The organism is Bradyrhizobium sp. MI1.4, from assembly GCF_055811315.1.
Map to the genome: position 1 here is coordinate 72,846 of NZ_JBVVPP010000001.1, position 16,456 is coordinate 89,301.

At 63.0% G+C, this 16,456-nt stretch carries 20 protein-coding genes and 1 tRNA gene; 15 read left to right on the forward strand and 6 right to left on the reverse strand.

Going from position 1 to position 16,456, the window contains the following annotated elements; all coding sequences use genetic code 11:
- Positions 1-95 precede the first annotated feature (95 nt).
- Entirely contained in the window at positions 96-419 is a 324-nt protein-coding gene (locus AC0L23_RS00340) for a hypothetical protein (RefSeq protein ID WP_085385228.1), read from the forward strand.
- Between the two features lie 282 nt (positions 420-701).
- Positions 702-791, forward strand: a tRNA-Ser gene (locus AC0L23_RS00345).
- Between the two features lie 740 nt (positions 792-1,531).
- Here AC0L23_RS00345 and AC0L23_RS00350 read toward each other — a convergent pair.
- Positions 1,532-2,068, reverse strand: a complete 537-nt coding sequence (locus AC0L23_RS00350) for a hypothetical protein (protein ID WP_085358631.1) — start codon at positions 2,066-2,068, stop codon at positions 1,532-1,534.
- A gap of 629 nt (positions 2,069-2,697) precedes the next feature.
- Here AC0L23_RS00350 and AC0L23_RS00355 point away from each other — a divergent pair.
- Together AC0L23_RS00355 and AC0L23_RS00360 are read left to right on the forward strand one after the other, a co-directional pair.
- Complete coding sequence (locus AC0L23_RS00355; RefSeq protein WP_018457874.1) at positions 2,698-3,033, forward strand: hypothetical protein; 336 nt, start codon at positions 2,698-2,700, stop codon at positions 3,031-3,033.
- A 330-nt stretch (positions 3,034-3,363) separates the two neighbouring features.
- Complete coding sequence (locus AC0L23_RS00360; protein ID WP_198957648.1) at positions 3,364-3,528, forward strand: hypothetical protein; 165 nt, start codon at positions 3,364-3,366, stop codon at positions 3,526-3,528.
- Positions 3,529-3,729: 201 nt separating this feature from the next.
- On the opposite strand, the gene AC0L23_RS00365 is transcribed toward AC0L23_RS00360, so the two are convergent.
- Positions 3,730-3,978, reverse strand: a complete 249-nt coding sequence (locus AC0L23_RS00365; protein ID WP_018457872.1) for a hypothetical protein — start codon at positions 3,976-3,978, stop codon at positions 3,730-3,732.
- A gap of 14 nt (positions 3,979-3,992) precedes the next feature.
- Complete coding sequence (locus AC0L23_RS00370) at positions 3,993-4,172, reverse strand: hypothetical protein (RefSeq protein ID WP_085385231.1); 180 nt, start codon at positions 4,170-4,172, stop codon at positions 3,993-3,995.
- A 517-nt stretch (positions 4,173-4,689) separates the two neighbouring features.
- Here AC0L23_RS00370 and AC0L23_RS00375 point away from each other — a divergent pair.
- Entirely contained in the window at positions 4,690-5,433 is a 744-nt protein-coding gene (locus AC0L23_RS00375) for a DUF7168 domain-containing protein (protein WP_473356748.1), read from the forward strand.
- A gap of 40 nt (positions 5,434-5,473) precedes the next feature.
- On the opposite strand, the gene AC0L23_RS00380 is transcribed toward AC0L23_RS00375, so the two are convergent.
- Entirely contained in the window at positions 5,474-5,680 is a 207-nt protein-coding gene (locus AC0L23_RS00380; protein ID WP_007591053.1) for a hypothetical protein, read from the reverse strand.
- 307 nt (positions 5,681-5,987) lie between these two features.
- On the opposite strand from AC0L23_RS00380, the gene AC0L23_RS00385 reads away from it, so the two are divergent.
- The 4 genes from AC0L23_RS00385 to AC0L23_RS00400 all read left to right on the forward strand — a co-directional run bounded on the left by AC0L23_RS00385 (position 5,988) and on the right by AC0L23_RS00400 (position 9,514).
- Positions 5,988-6,284 carry a hypothetical protein gene (locus AC0L23_RS00385; RefSeq protein WP_018457868.1) on the forward strand — a complete coding sequence of 99 codons (297 nt, stop codon included), beginning with the start codon at positions 5,988-5,990 and terminating at the stop codon, positions 6,282-6,284.
- A gap of 187 nt (positions 6,285-6,471) precedes the next feature.
- Complete coding sequence (locus AC0L23_RS00390; RefSeq protein WP_085385285.1) at positions 6,472-8,499, forward strand: VTT domain-containing protein; 2,028 nt, start codon at positions 6,472-6,474, stop codon at positions 8,497-8,499.
- Positions 8,499-9,194: an endonuclease/exonuclease/phosphatase family protein gene (locus AC0L23_RS00395; RefSeq protein ID WP_039800285.1), complete on the forward strand. Its 696-nt coding sequence runs from the start codon at positions 8,499-8,501 to the stop codon at positions 9,192-9,194. Before AC0L23_RS00390 ends, AC0L23_RS00395 begins: the two co-directional genes overlap by 1 nt.
- Positions 9,195-9,322: 128 nt before the next feature.
- Positions 9,323-9,514, forward strand: coding sequence for a hypothetical protein (locus tag AC0L23_RS00400; protein WP_018457865.1), 192 nt, complete (start codon positions 9,323-9,325; stop codon positions 9,512-9,514).
- A 49-nt stretch (positions 9,515-9,563) separates the two neighbouring features.
- Here AC0L23_RS00400 and AC0L23_RS00405 read toward each other — a convergent pair whose 3' ends face one another.
- On the reverse strand, positions 9,564-9,788 hold the full coding sequence (locus tag AC0L23_RS00405) for a hypothetical protein (RefSeq protein ID WP_018457864.1): 225 nt from the start codon (positions 9,786-9,788) through the stop codon (positions 9,564-9,566).
- Between the two features lie 235 nt (positions 9,789-10,023).
- On the opposite strand from AC0L23_RS00405, the gene AC0L23_RS00410 reads away from it, so the two are divergent.
- The 3 genes from AC0L23_RS00410 (at position 10,024) to AC0L23_RS00420 (ending at position 12,305) form a co-directional block, all read left to right on the forward strand.
- The gene (locus AC0L23_RS00410; RefSeq protein ID WP_198957647.1) at positions 10,024-10,341 is read left to right on the forward strand and encodes a DUF1476 domain-containing protein; all 318 of its coding nucleotides are present in this window, start codon (positions 10,024-10,026) and stop codon (positions 10,339-10,341) included.
- Positions 10,342-10,382: 41 nt separating this feature from the next.
- Positions 10,383-10,697: a hypothetical protein gene (locus AC0L23_RS00415; protein WP_085349855.1), complete on the forward strand. Its 315-nt coding sequence runs from the start codon at positions 10,383-10,385 to the stop codon at positions 10,695-10,697.
- A gap of 672 nt (positions 10,698-11,369) precedes the next feature.
- A complete protein-coding gene (locus tag AC0L23_RS00420) occupies positions 11,370-12,305 on the forward strand; it encodes a septal ring lytic transglycosylase RlpA family protein (protein WP_083926497.1) in 936 nt (311 codons plus the stop codon).
- Here AC0L23_RS00420 and AC0L23_RS00425 read toward each other — a convergent pair.
- Entirely contained in the window at positions 12,299-13,255 is a 957-nt protein-coding gene (locus tag AC0L23_RS00425) for an alpha/beta fold hydrolase (RefSeq protein ID WP_085349804.1), read from the reverse strand. The genes AC0L23_RS00420 and AC0L23_RS00425 overlap by 7 nt on opposite strands.
- Before the next feature lie 151 nt (positions 13,256-13,406).
- On the opposite strand from AC0L23_RS00425, the gene AC0L23_RS00430 reads away from it, so the two are divergent.
- From AC0L23_RS00430 to AC0L23_RS00440, 3 genes are read left to right on the forward strand one after another with little or no spacing between them, the layout of a single operon-like run.
- Positions 13,407-14,669, forward strand: coding sequence for a D-alanyl-D-alanine carboxypeptidase family protein (locus AC0L23_RS00430; protein WP_085385234.1), 1,263 nt, complete (start codon positions 13,407-13,409; stop codon positions 14,667-14,669).
- Positions 14,670-14,671: 2 nt separating this feature from the next.
- Positions 14,672-15,358: a dTMP kinase gene (gene tmk, locus AC0L23_RS00435; protein WP_018457857.1), complete on the forward strand. Its 687-nt coding sequence runs from the start codon at positions 14,672-14,674 to the stop codon at positions 15,356-15,358.
- Positions 15,355-16,401 carry a DNA polymerase III subunit delta' gene (locus AC0L23_RS00440; protein WP_085385235.1) on the forward strand — a complete coding sequence of 349 codons (1,047 nt, stop codon included), beginning with the start codon at positions 15,355-15,357 and terminating at the stop codon, positions 16,399-16,401. The genes tmk and AC0L23_RS00440 overlap by 4 nt, the downstream gene beginning before the upstream one ends.
- Positions 16,402-16,456: the final 55 nt, after the last annotated feature.

A 16,456-nucleotide genomic window follows, 5' to 3' on the forward strand; every position in this document is an offset into this window, starting at 1 on the left:
TCGATCTTCGCAAATCCGTTTCGGGCAATTGGGGCACCACAATAATGTCTCGCACTCTCGCTGTCGTTTTCTCAACAGTCGTCGCTGCGATTTCAATGACCGGCGCGGCTTCCGCCGGCTGCTACAATTGCTACACGCCGCCGCCGTGCACGACCTGCTACCAGCAGCAATACGTGCAGCCGCAATACCGCACCGTCGACGAGACCGTGATGGTGTCGCCCGGCTCCGTCGTGGCGCACCGCGCACCGGCGCAGTACCGCACCGTGATGGTGCCGCAGACCGTGATGGTGGCGCCGCCGAGCGTCCAGTACGAGCGCATCCCGCCGCAATACGCCACGCGCCAGCGCGTCGAGATGGTCCAGCCGGGCTATTCCTATTACGCCCCGGTGCAGATGAACTGTGCCTCCTGCGGGTACTGAGCCAAGCCAGCTTACGAAGAATTCAAGCGGCGCTCCCAACGGGGGCGCCGCTTTTCTTTGCAGCCAGCAAACGAGGCCCGGAAACGGAGGCGACTCCAAACCGGGCCTCGCAACCGGCGACGCCCTGGGAGATGTCGCCAGTGTCCGGGATCGCCGAGAGGGCATAGGGTAAGGGAACAGGCTGACGCTCGCCTGACAGATCCGATGTCGGGGAAGGGGCGGGCGCCAACTTCGCGTTGCCATGCGCCGTCGACTGCGTTAAGCGACAGCAATTCCGAACTTGGAAGGGTGGCCGAGTGGTTTAAGGCACCGGTCTTGAAAACCGGCGTGCCCGCAAGGGTACCGTGGGTTCGAATCCCACCCCTTCCGCCAAAACACCAGCAAAATCAGCTACTTAGACTTGTAGATTGGCTCCAGCGCACAATCGAACGTACAATCAGCGCGCGCTATCGCGAGCCCGACATTGAGTCAATCTGCCGCACGTTGGCGGCCCAGACTGACGATCCGGTAGAGCGCGCGGCGCTGCTGGAGATCGCCGGCAACTACAGGAAAGCCCCGCCATGTTGAGGCGGCGCGAAGGGCCGCCAGGTGAGGCAACAGGGGTCCTCTGAAGGGCCGAGAACCTACGGCGAATTGACTATCTATTCTTGCGGAACCGGCGCCTAGTAATTCCATCACCGGCCCATCACGGCATATATCGGTGACTGAGAGCCACGTGCTCCCGCCAAATACGCGGAGCCATCTATGGTCAAGCTCATCCCTTCTCTCACTGAACGCCTAACTCAAATGGCGAGCGCCGCTCGAACCCGGGCCGAAGCAACGCCTCCGGGGCCAAAGCGGGAAGCTCTTTTGAAGGCCGCGCAGCTCAGTGAGAACGCGCTGCATATTCAGCAATGGCTGAGCTCCACGAGCTTGCGAAAGCCAACGTAACGATGGGTTCGCAAAGGCCCGCCAGCGTGAACCGGCGCATACGGCCGCCAACTAAGGCAACGTACTTCTACGTGTTCCGCTTATAAATACACGCGCAAGGAACAAACGAAGATTTATTATTAGCGCAATCTGTTCTCGCCCGGAGAACAACGGGCCCGCCGTGAACCGGCGGGCCTGGAGGCTCAGGCTTCGCCCTTCGTCGGGGCAGCCATTGCGGCCAGATCCATCGCGACGGAAACTGAAATCACCGGATCGACATGGCGTAGGTGCGGCTGCCTGACGTCCTCAAAGACATAGATCATGCAAGCTTTGAGGCACAATTCGGCAAGGTCGCGGACCTTGACGTTCGCCAAGGCAAGTTGTGCGGCCTTGAAGGCGTCGCGCGCCTTCTGATGCGCATCGAAGACCGCATCATAGTTGATCTCGTCCATGTGCTTATCGTAGCGCCGGCAATACTTCTTGTGAGCGCGGTGGGCGCCCGGCTGCGGATTGGCTTTTTGCCATTCGCCGCAAGCCTTCCATACCCTTTGGAAGTCCGCAGCCGTCAGCTTCAAGGCCTCGTTCGCTTCATCGAGCTTGTAATAGGCCTCGCGCATTGCGTCGCCGCATTGGGAGCCATCGAAGGCAAGCTTTGGCACGCTGGCTGGAAGCGGCGAGGCCAGCGCTTCTAGAGGCATGCTGGCTACGGAGGCTGCTGCTGCGCCGACGAATACGTTCATGATTGATCGCCCGCATGGGGCGAGATCAGCACGACACCGACGAACTCCCGGCAATGGAGCGACTGTGCCGCGACCTGGTGGAGGAGAGCAGGGTGACAGGCGAGGCCGGCGCGCTGCTTAAGATGGCCGAAAACTTCGGCCGTGAGGTTGCGAGACTAACCGTGGATAGGACCGTAGATTGTTCTCGGCGCAGGTGGAAAAGACGAGCGATTCAGCGAGGTTGAGCGGGCACCCCTTCCGCCACCTCCTAGTCCAATAGTGCCCAATCCGTCTTTCTGTTTCGAAGAAGCGCTTGATCTAAAACGGTTGGGTTCGTTGCTTGGGTTTGGTGGCAGCGCGGGCTCCAGCAGCGTGCCCACGTGGTCTGGTGCCGCTCTCGGCGCCGGAGCGGGCGGCCTCTCCATTCCCATGTTCGCAAGCGGCACCAGTTCGGCCCCGGGTGTACTCGCCATGGTGGGCGAGAAAGGTCCCGAGCTGGTCAACCTGCCGCGCGGCGCGCAGGTTTTCAAGCCGTCAAGCGCGGAGAATGCTGGAGGATCAGAGCGGCCCTGCTGTGGTCATGCAGGAGGGTGTGCTGGGAGTAGCTGCCGAACTTGTGGACTGGCCGCTCCGCCGCTACGATTTGCGGCATGGGACAGACCAAAAAGCTGATCGATTGCCACGACTGTGACCACCCGGTTTCACCGAGTGCGTCGGCCTGTCCAAATTGCGGCTCGAAGGTGCCGTTCGGTCCTCCCGTTCTTCACCGCAAAAGGCCCCCGGTCTATAACATCGAGGCGCGCAACGACCGCAACATGGTCGTCTTTGCCGTGACGCTGGGAGGCTTAGGCGCAGCTTACGGATTTGCGACAAGCGCAGGGCCGCTTAGCGCTGCGCTGCTGGTCACATCGTACGGCATGCTGGGTGTGTTGGTAGGCGTCCCGCTTGCGGCGTTGTTCAACGTCACGCGCCGGCTGTGGCGGTAGCGACCTCCGGAATCTGGGAAGTCTACGTACCAGCCCAGCGTCGCTCCCGGCGCTCTCATCCGCAATGAGCATGGGCCCTAGTAAGGAAGCGGTGCCATTTCCAAACCCGAGTGACAATCCGGGCCACCCCGAATTCCGGTAGTCTTACGGAATCCTTTTTCGGAACACGGTGTTCTACTGTGAGAACACCGGCGAGATTTAAGTACCAGTTTCTAATTTGCCCGGGATGGCCGCAGTGGGGGCTGGAACCACCCTGCGGCCTTTCGCTTTAGCGAAACCCATTTCTAAGTTGAGCCGTACCGTCTCGGAGGCGAAGTCGGCGGAGAATTCGTGAGCATTCAAATCATTATAGCCGCCATGTTGGAGCGCGAGCTAGCGGCGCGCGGCGTGCAATCGTTGGGACCTTCCGATTGCATGGAGATCGTCGAGAACCTGCTTGAGCGCTTGAAAGATCTGGATCGGGAGTTAGCTGCGCGAGGCGCAACGCGGCGGTAGGCTGATGGACAGACGGCCCCGGGGTCGGAAGGGCCGGGGACTGGTTAGACCGAGGCCGCTACGCGGGAGCTTTGGCATTCTCTTGTTCACGATGCAGGTCCGCAGGAGTCGCAATCGATCGCGGATCGACATTTGCGATTGCGGTCTGGCAGGCGAGCAATCCGGTCATCGGGACGCGTCGCGCCGTGAGCACGATGAGTTTTAGATCGTCTTCCGGTGTCCAATGGTCAGTGCGTATTTGTCCGCTCCAGGCTCAAGATGCTGAGGCCAGTCAATTGCCGTGCAGAACAAGCCGCGTCGCTCGATTTCCCGTGCAAGAGCTTCCGCGCGCAGCCTCGCTGGCAATCCGACAAAACGCGCGCCGGCTAGCCTATCTGCTTGAACCTCTTGGCGAATGAACTCGTGCATCCGCAGAATGAAGTGGTCAGAGAGGCCTTCGAATTCGCTCATGCCAGCCAATCGCGTCAGTCAAAGATATAGGCAACCAGAAAGGTGGATGGCTGCCAAGCGATGAACCCAATCGCCTCCAGCGAAACAGCTGTGGCCAGGAGGGCTACAGCGCTGAAGGTGAGGGGAATGACGAGATCAAAAAAGTTGTGGGGCTCGTCTGCATCTGCAGTTTGAAATGCGGTTCTATTGGACATTCGAATATTCCTCTATTCGAGGTCATATCGAGTTCGACGCTCTCAGCCAAACGTTCGCTGGGGTTAACCTGACCGCTAAACCTTAACAGCGGGTCCAGTCCCTATGTGTCGCGGCACAAAACCGATCGACGGCCTTGATCAGTGCGTCCTTCAATCCACCACTCTGCTGCGGCTAACCTCAACAAGCGCAGGGATCAAAGCCGGCTGGCTGCAAGCTCGAAATACTGTGAACACGACGCCGCCGCCAAAGCCAAGGCGCTCACGCAACCCCGTTCGGCTTGTGGTGGTCTGCTCCCGACAGTGATTTGTCAGTTGCGGTGGAAATCGAGCGAGAGCGCGATTGTAGTGAAGCCTCGTCTCTGCATTCTATGGTCAGTGCCGCGAGGTCGTGCACCGCACGTAGAAGGAGTGAGGTCCGTTCGAAAAAAGTCGAAGATCAATACAGTTGACAAGAGACCCCTTCCGCCGGTCTATCCGACCGGGTTCTATCCGTCGGGTTTACCCGGACAGGTGATCGGTGAATCAGACATCCAATCCAGCTGCACTCGACAAGCTGAAGCTCCGCATTCAGGCGTTGCGTTCCAAGACCATCGCCAATGGCTGCACCGAGGACGAGGCGCTGTCTGCGGCCGCCAAGGTCGCCGAACTGCTGGATCGCCACGATTTGTCGCTGTCCGACGTCGAACTGCGGGCGTCGCCGTGCGAGCGGAAGGTCTACGAGACTTTTCGCAAGAAGCGAATTCCCCTGGACGACTGCATCGGGGCGATCGCTCGTTTCTGCGATTGTCGGGTCTCGCGCGAGAAGAACACGGCCGGCGAGAGCAGCTATGTGTTCTTCGGCCTCGGCGCGGACATCGAGGTCGCGCATTATCTGGCCGAATTGATCGACGGCGCCGTCCGCGCCGAGCTCGGCCGCTTCAAGACCTCGGTCGACTACAGCAGGTTCCGGCACCAGGAGCGGCATCTGGCCAATGCCTCCTTCGCGCTCGGGATGGTGGGGTCCATCGCGGACAGGCTGGTGGCGATCAAGGCCAGTCGCGATCAGATCAACGAAAGCACCGGCCGCGGGCTGGTGGTTCTCAAGACGTCGGTGGTCGATGCGGAGTTCGACAAGCTCGACCTGAAGATGCGGACCCAGCGCAGCAGCAGCCGGATGGTGTCGATGACGGCCTATGAAGCCGGCGGCGCCGCCGGCGCGTCGCTGGCCATCAATCCCGGGCTTGCAGGGTCGCAGTCAAGGACCGCTCCCAAAGGGAGCTGAGCGCGTCGGGGAGGGCGTGCAGCGTCACCGTCATTGCAGTTCAGTCGATCGACTTCTCGAGCTTCTGGGCTGCCCGGAAGTCGTCCATGTGCTGCAGGTTGGGCCCATACGCAGCCTCCTTGGTCAGCAGGTGGTAGATCCGGGCCACGACGGTTTGCAGATGTTTCATTCGTCCGCGCGGCATCGCCCGGGCCTTGCAAAGGGCTCGGACCGCGTGCGCTCGGAAATAATCAAAAGCGTCTGACATCGCGGACTCAACGTCCCGCGAAACGATTGGTTCTTGGATTGGTCCTCGTTCGCGCGCCCCAAAGCGCCTCCAGGAACGCTGTCGAATGGGAGAACTTAGCTCGTCACGAAGCTATGGGATGGGCGAGGTATGTTCTTCTTTTTCTCGAACCGGCTGGGATGTCTCGGCTCGCTGCTGGTCTCCGGGTTGATCACTCTCGCGCTGCTTGTTCTGTTCGGGATCGTTCGGTTCTAACCGCCCGCGGGTTCAGGAACCTGGCCCTCGCTGACCCGTTGTTGGCACTCTCGTCCAGCCATGGAGGGCGCCCTTGGAAAGTACGATCATCGGAGAATTCGACACGCGCCGCGGCGCCGAGCTTGCGGTTGAGCATGTCGTGCAGGAATGCGGCGTGCCGCGAAGCGACGTCTTCGTCCAGCCCGTCGGTGGCGCGAACACGTCGGGGACACGCCCGGCCGGTCCTGACGCCAAGGCCGCGCCTGCGCCGGAGGGACACCAGAAGCTGGAAGGCCGGATCGAGGTCTCCGTGGATTTTCACGGCGATGCGCCTGAGAAGATCGCGGACGCCTTGAAAGGCGCAGGTGCGAAGACTGTCCGAACCAAGTAGCGGCAATGGGCGACTGTGGCGCCGGAATCCGCGCACGCTGGAACGGCCACTCTGGTTCTGAGTCGGGGAACCCCTTGCGCGGTCAGTGCGTTTCAACGCGAACGCAGATTGCGAGGTCTCCCTGCTTCAGAGCTCATCGACCCTGATCCCCGGCGACACCGTCTGGCGGCGGTGCGAGGCGCGGCGTGTGGCGGTTCTGAACGATGCTGCCGCTTATTTCGCGGCCCTGCGGCAGACCCTGCTGCAGGCGCAGGACCTCGTCTATATCGTCGGGTGGGATATCCATAGTGAGACCAGGCTGGTCGGCGAGTCCGGGCGAGCGGATGATGGCTTGCCGGAGCAACTCGGCCCATTCTTGCGCGCGCTGGTCCACCGCCGTCCCACCTTGCACATCAACATTCTCGTCTGGGACTTCGTCTCGTTCTACGCCTCCGAGAGGGAATGGAATTCCGCGGCCAAATTTACCGCCGACACAGATGGCCGCGTTCGGTTTCACCTGGATGCCACGCTTCCCTTTGGGTCGGCCCAACACCAGAAGATCGTCTGTGTCGATGGTTCACTGGCGTTCGTCGGCGGGCTCGATCTGACGATCAGGCGTTGGGACACCAGTGATCATCGCGCCGATCACGCATCGCGCTGTGATCCCCAGGGCAAGCCATACCTGCCGTTTCATGATGTTCAATGCGTGGTCGATGGGGATGCGGCGGCGCAGTTGTTCGACCTCGTGGAGCAACGCTGGCGCGCGGCGGGCCAACAAATTGATGATCGGCGCCCGCTGAAAAGCTTGCGCTGGCCGGCGATTGTGCCGGTCGAGGCTGAACATATTCCGGTGGGTATCGCCAGGACCGAGGTGGTTTGTCCGGCAGGTTCGACGCTCCGGGAGGTCGAACGCTCGCTGATTGCAGCGATGCGGTCCGCGACGAAATTCGTGTACATCGAGAACCAGTTCACCAGCGCCACCAAGATCGCGCGCGAATTGGCGGAGCAGATGCTGCGCGTGCCTTCGCTTCGGGTTCTGATCGTCACCCCAAAACTGCACTCCTCATGGCTGGAATCCCAAGCGATGCAGAACGGCCGGGGCGCTTTCATCGATTGCTTCAGTTCGGCCGGCGTCGCCGATCGCATCCGCTTCGTCTACCCGGTCTCGGGGGACGGGGATACGGAAGCGGCCGTGATGGTGCACAGCAAGCTCATGATCGTCGACGATCGGATCTTGAGGATCGGTTCGGCCAATTTGAACAATCGATCGATGGGTGCCGATAGCGAATGTGACCTGATCTTCGAAGCCGCATCAGACGAGCATCGGGAGTTCATCGCCTCGGTCCGCCGTCGCCTGATCGCCCATTTCTGCGGTCTCGATGAACAGACCGTCGCGCAAAACGAAGATCGTCTTTTTGCGCTCCTGGACGACGTCGCAAGCGGGACGAAGGCGCTGCGGGACGTTGAATCCTCGGTCCTGACCAGCGCTCTGGCCACGATGGTTCAGCCGGTGGCGGACCCTGAGGCGCCTCTTCATCTGGAGCGGGCGGCATCGCGGATGTGGAGCACGAAGACGATCATCGGGATGGTCTCGATCGCCGTGGCGCTTTTTGGACTGGCGATGGCCTGGTCCTACACGTCGTTGAGCGATTTCGCCGACGCGGGCCGGATGTCGACGCTTCTGTCTGCCTATTCGCAGTCCGTTTGGGGTCCGCCATTCGCGATTGCAGCTTTCGTCGTCGGCGGGTTGGTCGTGTTTCCGGTTCTCGTGCTCATTGCGGCGACTGCTGCCGCACTGGGACCATGGCTAGGCTTCGTCACCGCCATGACGGGGGTCGTGCTCAGCGCCTTTATCCTGTTTGCGATCGGACGGGCACTCGGGCGCGAACGCCTCCAGCGTTTGCTCGGACGACGTACCGCGCGCATCCAGGAACGTGTTGTCGGCAAGGGGATTCTGGCTGTCGTCGTCATCCGGATGATCCCGATCGCGCCGTTCTCAGTGGTGAATGTCGTGGCTGGCGCGAGCACGCTGCCTCTGCGTGACTTCCTGGTCGGAACGCTGCTCGGCATGACGCCCGGCATTCTCGCCATGGCAGTTTTGGGGGCTCAGATCGCTGATCTCGCCAGGAACGCGTCCTGGGTCAACATGTTGCTGCTCGCACTGGCGTTCCTGGGCTGGCTCGCGATCTGCGCCGGCGCGCAATTCGTCGCGACGTGGCTCGCCGGGAGGCGCTGATGCGCTTCATGACGTGGAATGTGCATGGCACCTTCAATCTCAATCCGAAGTTCGATCTGGAAGGGATCTGTTCCATCATTCGCAAATGGGCTCCCGATGTCGTCGCGCTTCAGGAGGTGGATTCGCGATCGCGATCGGACGATCCGTTTGCGAAGCTGGCGAGCGTCGTCGGCGATCACGGTGTTCACGCCAAGTCGATCGTCACGGCCGATGGCGACTACGGCCAGACGCTCCTGAGCCGCTTTCCATTCTCCGGCCCGCCCGAGATCGTCGACGTGTCGTATCGTGAGCGGGAGCCGCGCCGAGCGATCGCCGCGGGACTGCTGACACCGGTTGGCGATGTTCGCGTGGTGGCCACGCATCTCGGCCTGAGCATCCACGAGCGCCACGCGCAGGCTCAGGCGCTGGTGAGCCTGGTGAAACCTGGAAGGACCGTCGTCCTCGGGGATTTCAACGACTGGTTCTGGATCAAATCGGTGCGGCGCGTGCTCGCGCAGGTCTGCCCAAACCGTACGCGGCTGCGAACTTTCCCGTCGCATTTGCCCCTGCTGCGGCTTGACCGGATCTATGCGACGTCCGACAGCCCGATCGGGAAGGTTTGGACCGACGAAGGCGCGAGGGCCTATTCAGACCATTTGCCTGTTATTGCAGACATCGAGATCCCTGCGGGGTCAAACGCATCGAAAGTGCGATAAAAAAGTGCTGTCTGCAGAAGGACTTGGCTACTGTGCATGGGGTTGTTTTCGCACATTATGCAGTCGGCCCGCAGTGCCGCTCAGCGGGACCACGAGGAACTCTTTCCTCACCTCAGCATTATCTGGCCATGACGGAAGACATTTCCTACCGGCGCAAGCCCTTGACTCCCGAGCAGCGGCAGGCGCGCGATGCGACACGCCGTGTCGAAGCCGAAAAAGCCATGCGCGATCATGAAGCTGCGCAGAAGGCGTTTTATGCCAACAAGGAACGGCTAAGGGCCGAACGGTTGGCACGTGAACAGACGGAGGCGAAGGGCTGACCGTACGCGGTCGCCCCGTCAAGGATGTCCTTGCCCGCGAGCGCCGGTCTCAGTGCCGGTGAGGGATGCGGGTCACGCTCAACGCCTGCTTCAGCGCCTGAACGGCACTTGCGAAAGGTCTGCGAGGCGATTGCGCCTCGATCGCTTCGGCTGCGACGCGACAATCGTCAGCGACCTTGAGCAACCCGCCTCGCGCGAGGTCCATGGTGGAGAGGGCTGCCTGCTCCAGGCAGACCCGTTCAAGCCGTCGAAACTCCCGCAGTTCTTTGTTCATGCGTCAGCTCTCGATGTCCCCGGCCATGCGGCGCTGAGTCTGCTTAATGAACAGTAAACATCTCTGCCTAGCCGGGTTGGCTGGCGTAGAGCTGGTGGGTGCCTTGGGCACGCCCAGCGGGCTTGACGGCGTTTGGCTTCCGCCGGAAGCTTCCAACGACCCTGATTTGAACCACGGAGACGTTCGCTTCCAGCCAGTCCGATCCCGATCAGCGAAAAACGAAATGGAGCTGACCATGACCACGTTCGACAAGCGCGAGCAGGGCTTTGAGGCCAAATTCGTCCACGACGAGGAGCTCATGTTCAAGGCCACGGCCCGGTCCAACAAGCTGCTCGGGCTCTGGGCCGCAACCCAGCTCGGCCTCAGCGGCGATGCCGCGGCCGGCTATGCGACGGCGTTGGTGACGGACCATCTGGAGAACCACTCGATGGACGAGATCCTCGACAAGGTGGCAGGCGATCTTGCCGCCAAAGGCGTCGCGCGCGAACAGGTCGCAGCCAGGCTTCAGGAATGCATGCACCAGGCGTTGCAGCAACTCGAAGCGGACCAGTGAAAGCAGGCCGGCCCTCGACGGCTGGGATCGGGAGGCGGGTGGTGTCTTGCGGAATATCTTGCGGAGTATCTTGGAGCAGCTTCCGCAAATGGGCCGGCGCGATCGCACTCGCTGCTACGATCCTGGTCGGCTGCTGCGGCGCTGAGGTATCGGCCACGCCGCTGACGCCATTTCGCTACGAGGCGCAGGCGCAGCGTCACTGCCCGCACGACCGGGTTGTCTGGCTCGATTTCAGCAAAGGTGTCTATTACGGCAAAGGCCAGAAGCGGTACGGCCAGGGTTTTGACGGCAGCTTCGTCTGCCTGAGCGAAGCCCGTGACAGTCTCTATCGGCGTTCGCTGCTTGGACTGCGGTAAGCGTATTGTTCGGGAAGTGCTGGGTGCTCAGGCGAAGGCCAATGCCACGAGGCTGGAGCACAGCAGGACCAGACCACCGGCGGTCAATGCCAGGAAGCCATCGGATACGAGGTCATGGTTGCGCATGGGACACCTGCCGCTCTCGTCTGCGATGCTCGATCGGATCGATTAAAAATGTCCGAACGCGCCGTCTTGAAAGGGTGATGCTTGCCGTCCGCGCGAGTGCCTCAGGCCCTCGTGCGGTAACCTTCAAACGCATGGGCCAGGAAGATCCCCGCGCTTACCAAACCCATCAGTGCCGAAACCGTCTCGATCATCGTCTCATTCCATTCCGCCCTGCACGCGAGAAAACGCGGGCGGCCTTGCACAGTCAAAAGAATTCCAGTGAGGGGCGCGACAATGGGGGTGGAGTGAGGATTTGGCGCAACAGAATGTCCAGGCGTGGCACAGAGCAGGGCACCGGCGCCCCGTAGTTCAACGGGGCGAGCGCATACGCCCTGTTTACCATCCCGGCGTGAACGCCGTGCGCTCCCCATTTCCGCCGTGTTCGGGTTGCGTTATCGTTACCACTTCCGACGCGGTGGTGGGCCGCCTCGGAGCAAAGGACCGGACAGCGCTACCCGTAGCCAAAGCGGGTTAGGTACGCCTCCGGCAAAGTGGTATTTGGGGCGAATGGGGATCCGACGGTCAGATTCGGTTTTGCGGGCCGCGCGCGCTGCTGCGATGGCCGCGACCTGCCTTGCGCTCGCCAATTGCGCCTCCTCCAACAAATTCGCCAGCCGGGTCGATCCGAAATACGGCGTGTCCTCGAGCCCCCGGGTCGTGGCTTTGGGCGATCCGGTCCCGAAGGGCGGCGGCGCCTATCGCGTCGGCAAGCCCTATGTGGTGGGTGGCCGGACCTATGTGCCCGAAGAGGACGTCAACTACCGCGCCGAGGGCATGGCGTCCTGGTACGGCGACGATTTCCATGGCCGCCTGACCGCCAATGGCGAAGTGTTCGACATGGGCTCGCTGACCGCGGCGCATCCGACCCTGCCGATGCCGTCCTATGCGCGGGTGACCAACGTCTCGAACGGCAAGTCGCTGATCGTCCGCGTCAATGACCGCGGGCCCTATCACGGCAACCGGCTCATCGACGTCTCGAACAAGGCCGCCGAACTGCTTGAATTCAAAGGCAATGGGATCGCCAAGGTCCGTGTCGAGTATGTTGGCCGGGCGCCGCTGGAAGGCTCCGACGACCGCCAGCTGATGGCCACCTTGCGCACCGGGACCCCGGCGCCATCGCCGTCGATGGTCCGGGTCGCCTCCGCGAGACCCTTCGTGCCGGAGCTGCCATCGTCGAACCGCGGCGCCATGCGCGGCGAAGTTCCGACGCCGGAGGGACGGCCCTACAATCTCGGCAACACCTCCGCCGACATGGCTTCACTCAGTGCGACCTCGGAAATGTCGGCCTCGAGCCGCAACCGGGGCCGGGCGCTCCAGAACGCGCGCGCCGTGTCCTATGACGGGGACGGCCGCTATGCGACCGAGAGCGCTCCGTCCGGCGCCTACGCCTCGGACGGCGCTGCCGAGGCCCGCGGCATCCTGAGCGGCCGCGGCCTCTACTGAGCCGCGCTTTCCTTCAGGAAACTCATCAGCGCCGCATTCACCTCGTCGGGCCGCTCCTGCTGGACCCAATGGCCGGCGCCCTCGATGATCAGCTTTCGCTTCAGATTGGGCAGCACGCGCTCGAGTTCGTTGACGCGCTTGGCTCCGATCAGGCCGGTGATGACGGCGTCGTTCGAACCGGCAATGAAGAGCGACGGCTGATGGATTTGCGCGTCCTGCCAGGGCGCCGTCAGCTCCCAATTGCGATCGAGGTTGCGATACCAGTTCAGCCCGCCGCGGAAGCCGGACTTGCGGAAGGTTTCGGTGAAATAGGCAAGGTCAGTCTCGGTGAGCCAGGCCGGCAGAGGCTCCTCCGGGTTGCCGTGGCCGAGGAATCCCTTGCCCTCCAGCACGAACATGGCTGCGGAGGGATCGGCAAGGCCGCGCCCGCCGAGCACGATGCGCATGGTGCGCGCGACGTCGCGCTCGAACTCGGCTTCGGCAACGCCGGGCGCCTGGAAGTACTGCCAATAGAAATTGGTGATGCCGCCGTGGCGCAGGAGTTCGAGCGGCTTGCCGCGGCCGCGGAACGGCGGTGGCACGCTCAGGCCGGCGACCGCCGTGAAGATGTCGGGCCGGAACAGCGCCGCGTGCCAAGCCACCGGTGCACCCCAGTCGTGGCCGACCACCATGGCCTTGGTCTCGCCAAGCGCCTGCACGAGGCCGACGATATCGCCGACCGTGTCGAAGATCGAATAGGCCGTCGCCTCGGGCGGCGCTGAGCTCTGGCCATAGCCGCGCATGTCGGGGGCGACGACGCGAAACCCGGCCTGCGCCAGCGCCGGGATCTGGTGGCGCCAGGAGTAGGAGAGTTCCGGCCAGCCGTGGCACAGCACCACCAGCGGCCCCTGACCGGCTTCGCGGATGAACAGGTCGATCCCGTTGGCCTTGATCACGCGGGTGGATGACATCGCTTTTCCGCCTTGTTTCAGGGGTTTGGTCAGAAAATCTGAGGTGCCACGATAGGGGCGGGACGAGAATCGTGCAATCTCGGGACAAGCGGCCACCCCGTGTTGTTTGCACCGGCTCCAACTGTTAGAACGCCGCTCTCAGGGCTTGGCCATGGAATTTCGTCTTTCCTCGTTTAGGCGCACCCGGTTTACCGCCGGAGCGCTGGCGCGCGGGCTGATCGCGACGGCTCTGGTGGCGGCCATTGGCTGGAGCGGGGCGCTCTACGCCGCCAACCAGAGCGTCCAGGGCGCCAAGAAAACAGATGATTCCGGCTTCGACGGCGACGCCCCGACCGCGATCCTGATCGAGGCCTCCAGCGGCAGTGTGCTGTTCGAGAAGAACGCCGACGAGCTCCGCGCGCCCTCGAGCATGATGAAGCTGATGACCGCCGAGGTCGTCTTCAACGCCATCAAGAAGGGCGACATCAAGCTGACCGACGAATACCGGATCAGCGAGAACGCCTGGCGCAAGGGCGGCGCACCCTCCGGCGGCTCGACCATGTTCGCCGCCATCAACAGCAAGGTCACGGTCGACGATCTCCTGCACGGGGCGATCATCCAGAGCGGCAACGACGCCTGCATTGCGCTGGCCGAGGCCATGGCGGGCAGCGAGCGGATTTTCGCCGCCGACTTCATGACCAAGCGAGCTCGCGAGCTTGGCCTCACGAAATCGACCTTCGGCAATTCCAACGGCCTGCCGGACCCCGCCAACAAGATGACGGTGCGCGAGCTCGGCATTCTCGCCCGGCACATCATTCTCGACTTTCCCGAATTCTACAAACTGTTCGGCGAGAAGGAATACACCTGGAACAAGATCCGCCAGCCCAACCGCAATCCGCTGCTCAATTCGATGGAAGGCGCCGACGGTCTGAAGACCGGCTACACCAAGGAAGGCGGCTACGGCATGGTCGGCTCGGCGGTGCAGAACGGCACGCGGCTGATCGTTGTCATTAACGGGCTGGAAGACCCCGACGATCGCGCGACCGAAGCCAAGAAGATGCTTGAATGGGGTTTTCGCAATTTCGAGACCCGCACCCTGATCGCGGCCGATCAGCCGGTCGGCTACGCCAAGGTGTTCGGCGGCGAGAGCCGCTCGGTCAAACTGGTCGCCAAGACGCCCGTGAAGGTGATGGTGCACAAGAACGGCAGCGACAAGCTGATCGCGCGCGTCATCTATAACGGCCCGGTGCGCGCGCCGGTCGAGGCCGGGCAGAAGGTCGGGCTGGTCAGGGTCTGGCGCAGCGGCAACATCGCAGTGGAGACGCCGGTCTATGCCGCTGACGCGATCGGCACCGGCTCGACGGTGCGCCGCGCGATCGACGGCGCCAGCGAGCTGGTGATCGGCATGTTCCGTGCGGGCGCCGAGAAGCTCTGATCATGAGTGAAAGCGCGGTAAAGTGGCCGTCCGGACGCGGGCGTTTCGTCACCTTTGAAGGCGGCGAGGGGACAGGCAAGTCGACCCAGATCAAGAAGCTCGCCGACCGTCTCAAGGCCGCCAGGATGCGTATCCTCGTCACGCGCGAGCCGGGCGGCTCGCCGGGCGCCGAGATCATGCGCCATCTGGTGCTGTCAGGCATGGGCAAGCTGCTCGGACCCGAAGCCGAGACGCTGCTGTTCGCGGCCGCCCGCGACGATCATGTCCACACCGTGATCCAGCCAGCGCTCAACCAGGGCACGTGGGTGCTGTGCGACCGCTTCGCCGACTCGACGCGGGCCTATCAGGGCAGCCTCGGCCGCGTGCCGGCCGCGCTGATCAACGCGATGGAGCGGGTCACGATCGGCGATCTCAAGCCGGACCTCACCATCATCCTCGACCTGCCGGTCGAGATCGGCCTGCAGCGCGCGGCCGCGCGCCGCGGCAGCGGCACGCCGGACAGGTTCGAGGCCGAGAAGCTTGGTTTCCATCAGGGCCTGCGCGAAGCCTATCGCAAGATCGCGGCGGACGATCCCGCGCGCTGCGTGCTGATCGACGCCAATTCCGATCCCGACACGGTTGCCGGACGCATCTGGATCGCGATGCGTGATCGCCTGCTCCCGACGCCGGCAACGGTGGTGTCCATATGAGCCCGCGTCAGACCGAGCGCGAAACTGCCATGTCTCATCCGCGCGAGACGAGCGTTCTGTTCGGCCATCGCGAGGCCGAGACCGCGCTGCTCGCCGCCTATCGCAGCGGGCGTATCCCGCACGCCTGGTTGATTGGCGGACCGCAAGGCATCGGCAAGGCGACGCTGGCATATCGGATGGCGCGCTTCGTGCTCGCTCACGGCCAGCCGCTGGCGCTTTCGGTGGAGCGCGCCGAAGATCTCGCCATCAATCCTGATCACGCCGTGGCGCGGCAGGTTGCGGCGAGCTCGCATGGGGGTCTGCTGACGCTGGAGCGCACCGCCAACGATCGCGGCGTGATGCGCACGGTGATCACCGTGGACGAGACGCGCGAGACGATCGGATTCTTCGGCTCGACCGCGGCGGCCGAAGGCTGGCGCGTCTGCATCGTCGATACCGTCGACGAGCTCAATCCAAATGCCGCCAACGCGCTGCTGAAAATTCTCGAGGAGCCGCCGCAGCAATCGCTGTTCCTGCTGGTGAGCCACGCGCCGGCGCGCGTGCTCGCCACAATTCAGTCGCGCTGCCGCAAGCTGCGCCTGCGCGCGCTCGCAACCGACGACGTGATTGGAGCAGCCGCAACCGCTGCCGATCTCGACCCGAACGATCCGGCATTGCGCGAGGCGGCGGAGGCGTCCGAGGGCAGCGTCGCGCGGGCGCTGACGCTGCTCGGCGGCGACGCCCTGAAGCTCCAGCAACGCACGGCCGCATTGTTGGCGCGACTGCCGCAGGTCGATCCGCGCGAATTGCACACGGTCGGCGAATCGCTCGGCACAAGCGACCGCGTTGCGCTTGCCGCCTTCATTGACGGCATCGATCGCTGGATCGCGGAACGCCTGCACGCCGACGAGGCCAATGCCAACCAAAATCTGCCGCGCCTTGCGCGTCTAGCTGAGGTATGGGAAAAGATCGTCCGCGCCGCGCGCGACACCGAAACCTACAATCTGGAGCGAAAGCCCTTGGTTTTCTCGGTGTTCGGCTGGCTGGCGGACGCAACGCGCTAGAGCATGATCCGGAAAAGTGTCCAGCGGTTTTCCGGTTGGATCATGCTCAAGACAA